Raw genomic sequence first — 14,428 nt, 5'->3', positions numbered from 1 at the left:
GGATCCAATTCGACGCTCAACAAAACGCAACTTCACCTCCGCCACCCCGGGAGCCAGACCAAGGCGACCAAAGGGTGCTTACCGGCTGGCCATCAAGCGCAGGCCCAGTCCGACAAAAATCACGCCGGTCAGGCGATCCAGCGCTACGCCGACACGCGGGCTGGCATTGACCCACTGGCCGACCGCCCCGGAGAAATAGCCCAGCAGGCCAAAAATGACTGCCGCTTGCAGGGTGAAGAGAATGCCCAGCATCGCCATCTGCAGGGTCACGCTGCCATTGGCGGGGACAACGAACTGGGGCAGGAATGACAGGAAAAACAGGATGACTTTCGGATTGATCACGTTGGCCAGAATGCCTTTCAGAAACAGCGCTCCCGGTGTCTTTCGATCGCCGCCATCGCCCCTGATGCTTGCGCCCCCTGCACTGCGCAGCGCATTGATACCCAGCCACACCAGGTAAAGCCCGCCGCAGATCTTGAGTACGGTAAAAGCCTCGACGGAAGAGGCGATCAGCGCGCTGACACCGACAACCGCCAGCAGGGTGTGACTGAGGCAACCCAACGCACAGCCCAATCCGAAGGCAATCCCTTCCCGGCGCCCCTTGGACATGCCGATGCCCAGGACCATCAGGTTATCCGGGCCCGGTGCAAGGGTAATCAAGGAGGCGGCCAACAGGAAGCCGAAAAACTGTTCGACGGATAGCATGGTTAACTCGGCACGAATGAATCCGGCCAGTGTAACGTTTCTTCCCTTGGCGCAGGATCAGGTCCCGAACCGGGCATTAGCCATCCGTCACAAGTTTGCATTTACAGCTCGTAACCGAAGGAGCGAATGATGCCTCTCGCTTTCTCACCCTTCAGATAGCCGATCAACGCCACGGCGCCCGGATTGTTGCGCCCCTTGTTCAAGAGCACCGCATCCTGGCGAATCGGCGAGTAATGCCTGGGCGGCACGATCCACGCCGAGCCGCCCGTCAGGGTGCCATCCTTGAAGACCTGCGAAAGGGCGACAAAGCCGAGTTCGGCGTTGCCCGTGCTGACGAACTGATGCGTCTGGGTAATATTTTCTCCCTGGACCACCCTGGCTTGCACCTTGTCGGCAAGCCCGATGGCTTTCAGGGTTTCCATCGCGGCAGCGCCGTAAGGTGCCGTTTTGGGATTGGCCAGCGCAATGTGCCTGAAATTCCCTTTGGCCAGAACATCCCCCTGATTATCGACATAACCGGGGGCAGCAGACCAAAGCACAAGCTTTCCGATCGCGTAGGTAAAGCGCGTCCCCTTGACGGCCTGGGCTTCGTTTTCGAGCCTGGCCGGGGTCTCGTCGTCAGCCGACAAGAACACTTCGAAGGGCGCGCCGTTGGTGATCTGGGCGTAGAACTTGCCGGTTGCACCGAAGGCCAGCGTTACCTTGTGGCCCGTATCCTTTTCGAATTCGCTGGCGATTTTCTGCATGGGCGCGGTGAAATTGGCCGCTACGGCAAGCGAAACCTCCTCGGCCGTGGCTGCTTGAGCCATCAGAAAAGTCGTCGCCAGGACTGAAATGGTTGAGTGAAAATGGATCATGGCTATTTTTTCCTTACGAAATATTCAGGCCGGAACGCCAAGAATGACGCTCGATGCCTTGAAGACAGCGACTGCGTCGACACCGACCGCCAGCTCGAGACAGGTGACACTTTCATTAGTCACCATCGCCGTGATGCTGGTGCCACCGGGCAGCTCAATCAGCACTTCGGTGTTGACGGCCCCGGGATGCAGGCGGGAAACCTTGCCGGCCAACTGGTTGCGCGCCGAGAGTCGCAACCCGGCATGCGGCAACATGACCATCACCGATGGCGCCTTGATCAGCGCGTAGACCTCGCTTCCCACGGTCAACACCAGATTTTGGGTACTTTCGCTGGTGATGGTGGCCACCAGGCGTTCGCCACCGGGCAGTTCGATATCAATCTCGTCATTGACCGCCCCGGGTTTGATGGCGGCGACGATGCCGAGGAACTGGTTGCGTGCGCTAGTTTTCATGCTAAGTCTCCTGATCAGGATAAAGTCATCCACGAGGCCTTGAGCCTGCGCGCTGAGTTGCTCGATGAAGCGTTTATGCTCTTCCTCGATCTGGCGAAAATTGGTGATCAGTTGGCGGCCGCGTTCGGTCAGCCGCGTCGATCCGCCCCCCTTGCCGCCTGTCGTGCGCTCGACGAGGGATTCTCCGGCCAGTGAATTCATCTGGTCGATGGCGTCCCAGGCGGCCTTGTAGCTCATCTTCATCGCCTTGGCCGCCTTGGTGATCGATCCCAGTTCGGCAACCAGGGCCAGCAGTTGAACCCGTCCGTGTCCACCGAAACTCTGCTCACCGACCGACATCCAGAGGTTGCCCTTCAGGGCAATAGCTTGTGCGTCATCCATCATGCTCAATTCCCTGAAAAACAAGTTCGATACGAATCACAGTCCCCGCAAGCGGGAGGCCGCAGCCCCGGCTGGCCTTGGCGTTTTCCCAGTTGCTCGAACAGGAAACGCTTCCATTTCAAATCCCGATTGTTCAGGCGGGCCAATCCCGGAAACCATTGGCCGATCAGGCGCGACACATCGTCCCTGCTGTTGAAGCCAAGGTCCTGCCACAAATGCTGACGACCGTAGCACGCAGCAGCAAGCGTATGGCTGAGCCATCGAGCCAGCCGATCATCGCTTGCACGGTAAGACCAAAGCAGGGAAACCAGCGGCAGAAACTGCTCGGGCAACCAGGCATCGAGCAATTCTGGAGGAAGCCTGGGAGACAGAAACTGCACATCCTCATGCAGCAGTTCCTGAAATTCATCTGCCGTCAGCCCAAGCGTCGCGGCGAAAAGCGGCAAATCGCCCAGATGTGCCGAGCGAATCACCTGAGCCATGGCCCGCAGCGCATGCCGGCTTGCCGGTTTTGACAAAGGCACGGAAAAATGTCGCGGCTGCACGCTGCTGAGCGAGCGCAACTTGAACATTGGCCACAAAGGTGCTGCCTTGCCTTGGTTGAACCCATCGGGATTCAGCGCAACAAGCATGATGAACGGCCTCCGGCGTTTCGTTATATACAACATGATATAACGAAATCCAGCCAAGGCAATGCCAAGCCGCAATCAATCGATCCTGATCAACGCTCGGCCGCAGCCTGGGTACTGGATGCAATCGCCTTGACCAATCGCTGCACGCACGCTGCGATCATGCCTTCCGCAAGATTTCCGTAGCCGAGCACAAGCCCGTTGCAACGCAGCGGCGCACGCGTGTAGTCACCCAGCGCGCGAACGCCCAGCCCCAAACCCGCCGCATGCCTGACCACTTCGGCATCGTGTATCTCGTTCGGCAACCACATCACCAGATGCAGGCCGGCTTCACCGCCCGAGAGCTCGAGGGATGGCCCGAAGGCATCGCGCAGCGCCGTGCGCAATGCCATTTGTCGCGCCGCATAACGTGTGCGCATGCGGCGTAAATGCAGGGTGTAGTAGCCACGCAGGATGAAATCGGCCAGTGCGCGCTGTTCAACCCCCTGTCCGGCACGTGTCGCCTGACCGGCGGCCCGGGCGAAGTCGGCCGCCACGGCACGGGGCAGCACGAGGTAGCCGAGACGCAGGCCGGGGTACAGTGTCTTGCTGAACGTACCGACGTACACGACAGGGGCATCCGCTTGCAGGCCGAACAGTGCGGGTGGCGCCGGGCCGGCACGACGAAACTCGCTGTCGTAATCATCCTCGATGATCCACGCACCGGTGCGCTGCGCACGCTCGATCAATGCCAGGCGGCGGGCCAGCGACATGACGCGGCCGGTGGGATACTGGTGTGATGGCGTGATCGTGATCAGGCGGGGAGGATGCGCGTCCCAGTCATTTTCGTCAGGAGCCAAGCCTTCGGCATCGACCGGGACGTCATGCACACGCAGCCCGGCCAGACCGAATGCAACACGGGCGGCAAGATATCCGGGATTCTCGGCCCAGACGATATCGCCGTGGTCGCCGAGCAGTCGGGCACAGAGATCGAGGGCCGCCTGCGTCCCGCTGGTAATGACGATTTGCGCGGCGTCGACCGCGAAACCGCGCACCGTGGTGAGATGGCCGGCCACCGCCGCACGCAATACCGGGTCACCGCCGTACGCCGCATAGCCTAACTGGCGCCAACCGGCATCATGCCACGCACGCTCCAGACAGGCGCGCCAACGGCGGAAGGGAAAGGCGCCATAGTCCGGCACACCGGGCGCAAAGGGCAACACCGCAGCCTCACGCGCCGGCTCGGGTTGCAATGCGGCAGCAGCACGGCGGGAGAGTTGCAGCGTGGAGGCAGGCGCCGCCGGACTATCCGGCGAGGCAAGGCCCCGGCGCGGAAACGAAGCCACGCGCGTCCCCTGGCGATCAGCCAGCAGGCACCCTTCGGCAAGCAGTTGCTCGTAGGCAAACAGCACGGTGTTGCGCGCAATTTTCAACGACGCGGCCAGGCTTCGACTGGCAGGCAGACGCGTACCCGACACGAGTTGGCCCGACAGGATGGCGTCACGCAAACGGTGATAAATCACGCGTTGGCGCGACATGCTTTCGGGTAAAGGCGGGGCAAGCAGCCAGTCAAGCTCCATCGTGGCTCCATAAACAAGCAGAATCGTGGCACTGCAAAAGGTACCACGATCTCCTTAGAGTACGGCCATCGACACCTCTTGGAGCACTACCATCATGTCTGACAAATCCGCCGCCCCATCGCCACGTACCCGCATCCGCCGGATGCCCGAGCGCGCCAGCTACGACACCGACGCCATCGCAGCCATCGTCGACGCCGCGCTGATGTGCAACGTTGCCTTCCAGATCGATGGATCGGTACACGCCATTCCAACGTTGCACTGGCGCGACGGTCAACACCTGTACATCCACGGCGCCAAGGCATCACGCATGCTCAAGGCGCTGACCGAAGGCGAGGCCTGCCTCACCATCGCGCTGGCCGATGGCCTGGTGCTGGCACGTTCAGCCTTGCACCACTCGATGAATTACCGCTCGGTGGTGATTTATGGACGCTTTGAAGCCGTCACCGACCCTCGGGAAAAACAACGCAGCCTGCAAGCGCTGATCGATGGCCTGTATCCCGAACGGTGGGAGACGCTGCGCCCGATCAACGACAAGGAACTGAACGCCACCAGCGTGTTGCGGATAGCGCTGGACGAAGCCTCGGCCAAGGTACGCAACTGGGGCGTCAAGGACGACGCAGAAGATCTGGCCTGGCCTGTCTGGGCCGGCGTGATTCCGTTGAACACACGGCTCGGCAGACCGCTCGCGGAGCAAGACAGCAAGGTCAGTGAAGTTCCCGCCACCCGCTTTGACTGCCGGAGCGAAAACTCATTTGAATCCGAATGAATGCTCAGGCTTTTGGCGTATCGGTGGCGGAGGAATCTGCCGTTGGGTCCGGGGCATCCTCGATGCCCCAATCGCCCCACAGGTACCAGTCGTCCCCCAGCATTTCAGCCGGATGCTGGGTACGTCCCGAACCATTTCCACACTGCAGATCCTTGGTCGGGCAATATTTATCGCACCCCCAGCAAATGCGTTCAGGGTGTTTGGGATGGAGGGGAAATTTCTTGGCCATCGGGTGCTTTGAATATCCGGCAGAGGAGACTTTCAATCAACCCGGAAATACTAAACCGGTCTTGCTGCAAAAGATTTGATACTCGACACAAAACAGGATGTAACTCACAAACCCCCGAATATCTGTATCTTCACAAATTCGACACGGCCTTGACCGAAGGATATTGCCAGCCTTGATGGCACTGTTCCGCGCACAACCTTCAGGATTTGACCGCCACACTAGCCAAGGATTTTCGCCATGCCGCATCACCGACGCCTGATTTTTCTGGTTGCCCTGGCCATGACGGCTTTTGCCGCCAATTCGCTACTCTGCCGACTGGCGCTGAAAACAAGCGGCATCGATGCCGGCAGCTTTACCGGCTTGCGCCTGGCCAGCGGGGCGCTGGTGCTCTGGCTGATCGTCCGCTGGCGCGGCCCGGCCGGTCCGGCTGGCGGCAGCTGGGCGGCAGCAACGGCACTCTTCATCTACGCCGCCGGTTTTTCTTATGCCTACATCCAGTTGCCGACCGCGACCGGCGCCTTACTGCTGTTCGGGGCCGTGCAGGTAACGATGATTGGCGTCGGCCTGTGGCGCGGCGAGCGTTTGCATGGCTGGCAAATGGCCGGGCTGGGACTGGCCGTCAGCGGCCTGCTGGCCCTGCTGACCCCGGGACTAAGCGCACCGCCCCCCGACAGTGCGGCCCTGATGCTAAGCGCCGGCGTGGCTTGGGGAATTTACTCCCTGCTCGGCAAGCGGCTGGGCAACCCGACCCTGGCGACGGCCGGCAACTTCCTGCGTACCCTGCCGTTTGCCGCCCTGCTCAGCCTGGCCACACTGCCGCTGGCCCGCCTCGACAGTGCTGGCGTGATCTATGCCCTGGCCTCGGGCGGCCTGGCTTCCGGCCTCGGTTACGCACTGTGGTATGCCGTATTGCCGGGCCTGGCTGCAACCCACGCGGCCACGGTGCAACTGAGCGTGCCAGTGCTCGCCGCTCTTGGCGGCATCCTCTTTCTCGGCGAGACGGTCAGCTGGTCTCTGGCCCTGAGTTCGGCGGCAATTCTTGGCGGCATTGCACTGGTCATCGGCGGCAAGGAGCGCCCACGCTGAACCGAAACGGGCTGCGCGGCCTGCCTGCCTTGTGGCACACTGCCGGCCATGCATGCACTTCCTCACCTTTCTGCGGTCGACTGGCTTTCGCTGGCCATTTTCTTTGGCAGCTGGGCCGGTTACGGCTGGTTTTCCGAACATAGCCGCTGGGGCGCCAAGGGGCTGATCGGCACCAGCCGGAACTTTCGCCTGCAGTGGGCTTACCAGATGCTGGCGCGCGATACGCGAGTGATGGATTCAACGCTGATCGGCAATTTGATGACCAGCGTTTCCTTTTATGCCAACACGACGATCTACATCATCGCCGGCATGGTGGCGGCACTGGGCGCCGCCGACAAGCTGATCAGCGTCACCGCCGAACTGCCTTTCGGCGGCGCGGGCAATCGCGAACTGCTTGAAATCAAGCTGATGTTGCTGCTCGCCAGCTTTGTGTTTGCCTACTTCAAATTCACCTGGTCGCTGCGCCAGTTCAATCTGCTCTCGATCCTGGTGGGCGCCGCGCCGATGGGGCAGCAAGGCGATCCAAAAATCGATGCTTACGCACAGCGAGTTGCCGGTGCCAATAACCTGGCCGGCGACGACTTCAATCGCGGCATCCGCGCCTACTATTTCGGGCTGGCCGGATCGGGCTGGCTGCTCCACCCCGCCCTGCTCGGTGCGCTGGCCATCGGCGTCCTGATCATTCTCTACCGGCGCGACTACGCCTCGCCGGCCCTGGCCGTACTGCGCGACTAGGCCGGCAACGCCGTGAATTCGAAAACCCATCTGGCCGGCATCGGCTTCGGTCTGCTGGCCTACGGCATCTGGGGCTTTTTCCCGCTCTTCTTTCGCCAGCTGGCGCATGTTTCGCCGATGGATGTACTGTCGAACCGCGCCGTCTGGGCCTGCCTTTTTGTCGGCCTGCTGCTTTCGCTGCGCGGCAACTGGGGCAAGGTCCGCGCCGTTTTCCGCCAACCCCGACAGTTCGCCATGCTCGCCCTGGCCGCCCTGCTGGTCGGCAGCAACTGGCTGGTTTTCCTGTGGGCCGTGGCCAACCAGCAAGTCGTTGCCTCCAGCCTCGGCTATTTTCTGACACCGCTGGTCAATGTGCTGCTCGGCCTCGCTGTCCTCAAGGAAAGACTGAACCGGCTGGAGTGGATTTCAGTCGGGCTGGCCCTGGCCGCCATCGGCAATGAAATCATCACGCTCGGCAGCCTGCCCTGGGTCTCGTTGATTCTGGCCGCCACCTTCGGCACCTACGGGCTGGTGCGCAAGCAAGTGCCGGTCGATGCCTTGTCCGGACTATGGCTCGAAACCCTGGCGATGCTGCCGGTCTGCCTGCTGTATACGCTGTGGCAAAGCCAGCAGGGCCACAGCGTTTTTGTCACAGCGGACACGTCGACCGCGCTATTGCTGGTCGGCGCCGGAATTCTGACCGCGCTACCGCTGATGGCTTTCGCCGCCGCGACGCAACGACTCGACCTGGCCACGGTCGGCATGCTGATGTACATCAACCCGACGATGCAATTCCTCACCGCCGTCTGGGTGTTCGGCGAGCCGATGCAAAGTGCGCGGCTGATCAGTTTCGGCCTGATCTGGATCGGCCTGTTTTTCTTCAGCTGGAGCGCCTGGCAGAAATACAGGAAGCTCGGCTGATGTCGCCCCGCCTGATCTACGCCATCGTCTTCATCGAGGGATTCTGCTCGCTCGGCGCCGAAGTCATTGCGCTGCGCCGGCTGCTTCCGCACATCGGCAGTTCGATCATTGTCACCGCACCAACCATCGGCTTCTTCCTGCTTGCGCTGGCCCTCGGTTACGCCGCCGGGGCGCGCGTTACCGGCAACTACAGCGCCATCGTCGGACGCAATTTCCTGATCGCTGCACTACTGGCCGGACTAGGCCTGGCCAGCATCAGCGTCGACTGGCTGTTTGCCCACCTGCAACCGGTACTCGTCGCTTACCTGTTTTTCATCGGCGGCATCCTCTGCCCGCTCGCCTGGCTGCTCGGCCAGACCGTGCCCATCCTGACCAACCTGATGCAGCACGCCCGAACCGGCGAAGCCAGCGGCACGGCGCTTTACTGGTCCACACTCGGCTCCTTCCTCGGCTCACTCAGCCTGTCGCTGCTCGTCATGCAATGGCTCGGCGTCTCTGCCGCCATCCTGGCCTGTACGCTGTGCCTGCTGATCGGCGCCGGGCTGCTCGAACGTGGAAAGCCGAAATTTGCCCTGGCGGCAGCGTTGACCGCGGCACTCGCCATCGGCTTCAACATCCAGCAGCCGGTCACCGCCGACACGGCCTATGCCGATTACACGATCAGCCCGGTCGACCTGCCAAAACAGCAAAATCCGCGCGCTTTCTGGGTCAATCAATCGGCCGCCTCGCTGATCGACGACAGCGAGCCACCCAACTACACGCGCTATATCCGACATCTGCGCCAGATCCTGCTCGACGACCTGGGCTTCAGGGACAAACGCATCCTCGTCCTCGGCGCCGGCGGTTTCACGCTGTCGCACCGCGAGCCGCTCAACCACTACACCTACGTCGATATCGACCCGGCTATCCGCGAGATTGCCGAAAAACACTTCCTGCACGAAGCCGCACGCGGCGAGTTCATCGTGGATGATGCCCGACGCTTCATCGCCACGACAGACCAGCGTTTCGATGCCGTCGTGGTCGACGTTTTCAGTTCGCACACCTCGATCCCCAGCCACCTCGTCACCCAGGAGTTCTGGCGCGCGACACGCCGCGTCATGGCACCGGATGGCGTATTGCTGGCCAACCTGATCCTCGACGGCAAGCTGGAAACACCGTACGCCCGCAATCTGCTGGCAACCATCGAACATGTTTTCGGACGTTGCGCGGTCGACGTGCTGCACAAGGCAAAAACGCTGGCGAACGTTGAACTCACTTGCTTTGCCTCCAGCCAGCCGATTGCCACCGGCATTTATGCTGACGAAAAAAACCGGGCCGACCTCGACCGCCTTCGCTGAACCGCCCGAAACAAGGGAAATCGCCAATTGACGCGCCCGGCAAGGCTCATGGATACTTAAGCAACGCCTCCATGACTCACCCTGTTTTCGGCCCGTGAAAGGTGTTCACCGTGACGATCTGCTTTCTGACTGCGAAGCGCCTGGTTCGCCCGCTCCTCGGTGCAGCGCTGCTGGCTCTTTCGCTTGGCGCCAGCGCAGCCGGCCCCGATTGCTCGCGCAGCTACACGCTCGCCCTGCACGACCACGGCCTGCTCTATTCGGCCGACACCAATAGCGGCATCGACAAGGATTTTTCCGACGAACTGATCCGGCGCAGCGGCTGCAAAGTCACGGTCAGCCTGATGCCACGCGCCCGTATCTGGCAATTGATCGAATCCGGCGCACTCGATTTCAGCCTCTCCGGCATCACCAACCCGGAGCGCAAGCGTTTCGCCGGTTTCGCCTGGTATTTCACCAACAAGTATTACCTGCTGGTTCGCAAGGACAGCGGCGTTCGGACGCTGGCCGATTTTGAACGCAACGACAAGCTTCAACTCGGCATCATCCGCAGTTTCCGCTACAGCGAAACGGCCAACATCCTGGTCGACCGCCTGCTCGAAGCCCGGCGCGTCACGCAGGCCGGCGGACTGTCTCCGCTGTATCAGACCTTGATGCTCAACCACATCCAGGGAATGATCATCGAACCTTTCGATTATCCGGCACTCGAAGAACGCAATATCCGCGACCAGAGCCAGATCATCGAATTTCCCGACCCGCCCGTCCTGCATGGCCTGATCATGTCGAACAAGGCGCTTTCTGCGGCAGAACAGGCGCAGTGGAAAGCCCTGGTCGATGCGATGCGGGCTGACGGCAGCGTCCGGAAAATATTCGAAAAATACTTCAAGGCCGACCTGGCCGCCGCCTTGGTCAATTTCTGAAACCACCATGCGTTCCTGGCGCCTGATCCTCTTACCCTGGCTGATACTGGTTGCGACGCTCGGCACCACCTGGCTGAGCTGGAATCACGAACAGCAGGCCGCCGACAAGGAGTTGCGCTCACGCTTTGATTTTGCCCTGCGCGATGCCGGCAGCCGGATCGAACAACGCATGGCCGCCTACGAACAGATGCTGCGCGGCGTCCAGGGCTTGATCGCCGCAACCGGCACAATCAATCGCCAGGTATTTCGCAATTATGTCGACGCCCTGCGCCTGGATGCCAATTTCTCCGGCGTCCAGACCATCGGGATTGCCGAACTGGTCACCGCCGCCCGCAAGGAAAGTCATATTGCCGCGATGCGCCAGGCCGGATTTGCCAATTACCGCATCGAACCGGACGGCGCGCGCGACATGTACACCCCGGTCATCCAGCGTGAACCCTATATCGGACGCAACCAGATCAATCCCGGATTCGATCCCTGGTCAGATCCGATCCGCCGGGAAGCACTGGCCAGAGCGCGCGACTCGGGCACGGCAGCCATTTCCGGCAAGGTCAGGCTGGCGGTGGACAACGATACCGACGTTCAGCCCGGCTTCATCATGTACATCCCGATCTACGCCCCCAACCAGCCGACCGAAAGCGTCGATCAACGCCGGGCCGCCCTGATCGGCTGGGTTTTTGCCTCATTCCGGCTGAACGACCTGATGGCCAGCCTTTATGGCGAACAAGCGGCAGGACTTTCCCTGACCCTGCACGATGGCGTGATTGCCACCGATGCCACCCTGCTTTTCCGTTCAGGACAACCCGACCGTGCCGCGCAAAACAGCACACTCAAGGCACAGGAATACCTGGTCATCGCCGGCCATAGCTGGACCTTGAGCATGAGCGCCAGCGAGCAATTCAAAAACCACTTCGGGCGCGATGCCGCCCAGTTGATTGCACTGGCCGGCATTTCACTCAGCTTCCTGCTGACGCTGCTGGCCTGGCTGCTCGCCAGCGGCAAGGCCCGCGCTGTCGCACTGGCGGCAACGATGACCAATGAACTGCGTGAAAGCGAGCGGCGCTGGGCTTTTGCCCTCGAAGGTGCGGGTGACGGCGTGTGGGACTGGAACCTGAACAGTCGCCAGGCCCTGACCTCGCAACGCTGGGATGAAATCCTCGGATGCCCGCCCGGCACGGCTCACAGCATCGATGAATGGACCGAGCGCATGGCGCCGGATGAACGGACGAACGTCATGGCGGCGATCGATCAATGCCTGTCCGGCCCGCCAGTCCGGGATGCCACCTGTGTCATCGAACACCGGATTCGCTGCGATGACGGAACATGGAAATGGATCCTGTTCCGCGGCATGGTGGCCGAGCGCGACGCCGATGGAACACCGCTGCGGATGATCGGCACCATTTCCGACATCAGCCAGCGCAAGGCCAGTGAAGAACGCATCCGCCACATGGCCCAGCACGATGCACTAACCGATTTGCCCAACCGGGCCTTGTTCAGCGACCGCCTGCAACTGGAGCTTGAGCGCGCCAAACGGCACGGCGAGCAAGTCGGGCTGATCTTTCTCGATCTCGATAACTTCAAGCCGATCAATGATCATTTCGGCCACGCCGTCGGCGACCGCGTGCTGCAAACCGTGGCTCATCGCCTGAAAGAATCGATCCGCGCCTCCGACACAGCCGGCCGGATCGGTGGCGACGAGTTCATCATCTTGCTACCCAGCCTGAGTCATGCCAATGATGCGGCAGCCCTGGCCGAAAAAATCCGCCTCGCCTTGCGGCAGCCTTTCGCGGTCGACGGTTTGGAAATGCGGATTTCCTGCAGCCTCGGCGTGGCGGTTTTCCCAGAGGATGGCGAGGATGAAGTCACGCTGACCAAACACGCCGACCAGGCGCTTTATCGCGCCAAGGAAAACGGTCGGGACGGCATCGAACTGGCAGCCAACCGCAGCCACTGAATCAGCAGCGACGCAGCGCCATGTGCGTCGAAATCATCTGCGGAATCTGACGAACCATTTCGCTGTCGAGCTTGCAACCCAGCAACAAGTGCAACAAACCGCTGGTAAACGCCCAGGTGTCGCGTGCGGTGGTCGCCGGATCAAGTCCGGCGCGTAACGTTCCCTTATCGGCGGCCCGGAAATAAACCCGCTGAATACGTTCGAGATATTCAAGCGCCGGGCGATTGGCTTCAACCTGGACACCGGCAAACTCGGCGACATACTCGCAACGCAGGATCATGATTTCAAAAACTTCGCGGACAACCGGGCAATCTTCAAGCACGCGGAAAAATTCGATCTGCGACGCCTCGATGGCATCCAGTGGATTTTCGTAGTTCTCTGAAAACAGGATCGCGTCGATCCGCTCGTGCATCGGCACGAACACATCTTCGCGCATGGCAAAGAACAATTCCGCTTTGTCCTTGAAATGCCAGTAGACCGCACCGCGCGTCACGCCAGCAGCTTGAGCGATCTTCTCCAGAGTCGACCGGCCAACGCCATGCTGATGAAAAACGGCACGCGCTGCATCGATAATCTGTTTACGGGTTTTTTCCGCTTCTTCCTTGGTTTTACGGACCATTTTTTTCTCCCTGCAGCACTATTTCAGCTAGGCTTGCTCAAATCTTAAGCCATACCAGCATGACTATCGAAACATTTACATACATCCCTGAATGTATATAATAAGCGAAAACAACGTTTGGAGTAATCCCCATGAATGTCGCAAACCTGCCACGCCGTAGCACTCTTTCGCTCATCATCAGCGCCGCACTCGGTGCCGCCGTGCTGGTCGGCTGCTCCGACAACAAAGCGCCGGCCGCCCCACCGCGCGGTCCGATGCCTGTCACCGTGCTGGAAGTACAACCGCAGCGCGTGCCCAGTTCGATCGAGATCATGGCCCAGACCGAAGGCGCACGCGAGACCGAAGTCCGCGCCCGCGTCGGTGGCATTCTGGTCAAGCGTCTTTATCAGGAAGGCGAAACCGTCAAGGCCGGCCAGCCACTTTTCCAGATCGACCGTTCAACGTATGAAATCGCCCTGGCCGATGCCAAGGCCAAGGCTGAGCAATCTGCCCGTGAAATGAACCGCCTGAAAGGCCTGATCGAAGCCAAGGCGATCAGTCAGAAAGATTACGACGACGCCGTTTCGGCCAATGCAATTGCCCAGACCGCACTGCGCCAGGCTGAGCTGAATCTGTCGTGGACGACCGTGACCGCCCCGGTCAGCGGCACCACCGGCCGTGCCGCCAAGTCGGAAGGCAACCTGATCAGCATCGGTGCCGACAGCCTGTTGACCTCGATTTACCAGATGAATCCGCTGTGGGTCCGCTTCAGCCTTGGCGAAAGCGATCTGGCCAAGTTCCCGAACAGCCGCCTGACGAGCAAGAACGTGACCGGCGTTGAACTGATCCTGCCGAATGGCGAGGTTTATCCGAATCCGGGCAAACTGAATTTCCTGGCCAGCAATATCGATACCACGCTCGGTACCCAGCAATTGCGTGCCGAATTTGATAATGCCGACAATCAGTTGCTGCCCGGCCAGTTCGTCCGCATTCGCCTGCTCACCGGCGAACGCGACGGCGTCTTCCTCGTTCCGCAACCGGCCGTGATCCAGACCGAACAAGGTCCGATCGTCATGCTGGCCGGCGCCGAAGACAAGGTTGCTCCGCGTCCGGTTCAGCTCGGCGAATGGCGCGGCAAGGACTGGATCGTCCTCGGCGGCCTGAAGGCTGGCGACAAGGTGATTATCGACAATCTGATGAAGCTGCGTCCGGGTGCACCGGTGGCACCGCATGGCCCGGGCGAAAAGCCGGGCGCACCGGCACCGGCGGCTGCACCGGCCAAGGAAGCACCGGCTGCTGCCGCCCCGGCGAAGAAAGACTAA

Annotated in this window: 15 protein-coding genes; 8 read left to right on the top strand and 7 right to left on the bottom strand. The window is 61.0% G+C overall.

Going from position 1 to position 14,428, the window contains the following annotated elements; genetic code table 11:
- Window positions 1-78 precede the first annotated feature (78 nt).
- The 5 genes from GBK02_RS07450 to GBK02_RS07430 form a co-directional block, all read right to left on the bottom strand.
- Complete coding sequence (locus tag GBK02_RS07450; RefSeq protein ID WP_203469096.1) at window positions 79-705, bottom strand: LysE family translocator; 627 nt, start codon at window positions 703-705, stop codon at window positions 79-81.
- 101 nt (window positions 706-806) lie between these two features.
- A complete protein-coding gene (gene modA / locus GBK02_RS07445) occupies window positions 807-1,562 on the bottom strand; it encodes a molybdate ABC transporter substrate-binding protein (protein ID WP_203469095.1) in 756 nt (251 codons plus the stop codon).
- 24 nt (window positions 1,563-1,586) lie between these two features.
- Complete coding sequence (locus GBK02_RS07440) at window positions 1,587-2,399, bottom strand: TOBE domain-containing protein (RefSeq protein WP_203469094.1); 813 nt, start codon at window positions 2,397-2,399, stop codon at window positions 1,587-1,589.
- 2 nt (window positions 2,400-2,401) lie between these two features.
- Window positions 2,402-3,028, bottom strand: coding sequence for a nitrogen fixation protein NifQ (locus GBK02_RS07435; RefSeq protein WP_203469093.1), 627 nt, complete (start codon window positions 3,026-3,028; stop codon window positions 2,402-2,404).
- An 89-nt stretch (window positions 3,029-3,117) separates the two neighbouring features.
- A complete protein-coding gene (locus GBK02_RS07430) occupies window positions 3,118-4,584 on the bottom strand; it encodes a PLP-dependent aminotransferase family protein (RefSeq protein WP_203469092.1) in 1,467 nt (488 codons plus the stop codon).
- Between the two features lie 94 nt (window positions 4,585-4,678).
- Between GBK02_RS07430 and GBK02_RS07425 the strand changes: the two genes are divergently transcribed.
- Complete coding sequence (locus GBK02_RS07425; RefSeq protein ID WP_203469091.1) at window positions 4,679-5,350, top strand: pyridoxamine 5'-phosphate oxidase family protein; 672 nt, start codon at window positions 4,679-4,681, stop codon at window positions 5,348-5,350.
- A 4-nt stretch (window positions 5,351-5,354) separates the two neighbouring features.
- Here the strand turns inward: GBK02_RS07425 and GBK02_RS07420 are convergent, their stop codons facing one another.
- A complete protein-coding gene (locus GBK02_RS07420) occupies window positions 5,355-5,579 on the bottom strand; it encodes a DUF3079 domain-containing protein (protein WP_203469090.1) in 225 nt (74 codons plus the stop codon).
- Window positions 5,580-5,816: 237 nt separating this feature from the next.
- Between GBK02_RS07420 and GBK02_RS07415 the strand changes: the two genes are divergently transcribed.
- The 6 genes from GBK02_RS07415 (at window position 5,817) to GBK02_RS07390 (ending at window position 12,508) form a co-directional block, all read left to right on the top strand.
- A complete protein-coding gene (locus GBK02_RS07415; protein ID WP_203469089.1) occupies window positions 5,817-6,665 on the top strand; it encodes a DMT family transporter in 849 nt (282 codons plus the stop codon).
- Between the two features lie 48 nt (window positions 6,666-6,713).
- Window positions 6,714-7,400: a DUF599 domain-containing protein gene (locus GBK02_RS07410; protein ID WP_203469088.1), complete on the top strand. Its 687-nt coding sequence runs from the start codon at window positions 6,714-6,716 to the stop codon at window positions 7,398-7,400.
- A 12-nt stretch (window positions 7,401-7,412) separates the two neighbouring features.
- The gene (rarD, locus tag GBK02_RS07405; RefSeq protein ID WP_203469087.1) at window positions 7,413-8,300 is read left to right on the top strand and encodes an EamA family transporter RarD; all 888 of its coding nucleotides are present in this window, start codon (window positions 7,413-7,415) and stop codon (window positions 8,298-8,300) included.
- Window positions 8,300-9,637 carry a fused MFS/spermidine synthase gene (locus GBK02_RS07400; RefSeq protein ID WP_203469086.1) on the top strand — a complete coding sequence of 446 codons (1,338 nt, stop codon included), beginning with the start codon at window positions 8,300-8,302 and terminating at the stop codon, window positions 9,635-9,637. Before rarD ends, GBK02_RS07400 begins: the two co-directional genes overlap by 1 nt.
- 110 nt (window positions 9,638-9,747) lie before the next feature.
- Window positions 9,748-10,554 carry an ABC transporter substrate-binding protein gene (locus tag GBK02_RS07395; RefSeq protein ID WP_239003207.1) on the top strand — a complete coding sequence of 269 codons (807 nt, stop codon included), beginning with the start codon at window positions 9,748-9,750 and terminating at the stop codon, window positions 10,552-10,554.
- A gap of 7 nt (window positions 10,555-10,561) precedes the next feature.
- Window positions 10,562-12,508, top strand: coding sequence for a GGDEF domain-containing protein (locus tag GBK02_RS07390; RefSeq protein ID WP_203469085.1), 1,947 nt, complete (start codon window positions 10,562-10,564; stop codon window positions 12,506-12,508).
- 1 nt (window position 12,509) lies between these two features.
- Here GBK02_RS07390 and GBK02_RS07385 read toward each other — a convergent pair whose 3' ends face one another.
- Window positions 12,510-13,127: a TetR family transcriptional regulator gene (locus tag GBK02_RS07385; protein ID WP_203469084.1), complete on the bottom strand. Its 618-nt coding sequence runs from the start codon at window positions 13,125-13,127 to the stop codon at window positions 12,510-12,512.
- Between the two features lie 131 nt (window positions 13,128-13,258).
- Here GBK02_RS07385 and GBK02_RS07380 point away from each other — a divergent pair, with 131 nt between their 5' ends.
- Complete coding sequence (locus tag GBK02_RS07380) at window positions 13,259-14,428, top strand: efflux RND transporter periplasmic adaptor subunit (protein ID WP_203469083.1); 1,170 nt, start codon at window positions 13,259-13,261, stop codon at window positions 14,426-14,428.

This window comes from Dechloromonas sp. TW-R-39-2 (assembly GCF_016864195.1).
Lineage (GTDB): Bacteria > Pseudomonadota > Gammaproteobacteria > Burkholderiales > Rhodocyclaceae > Azonexus.
This window is presented reverse-complemented; position numbering and strand designations above follow the sequence as displayed.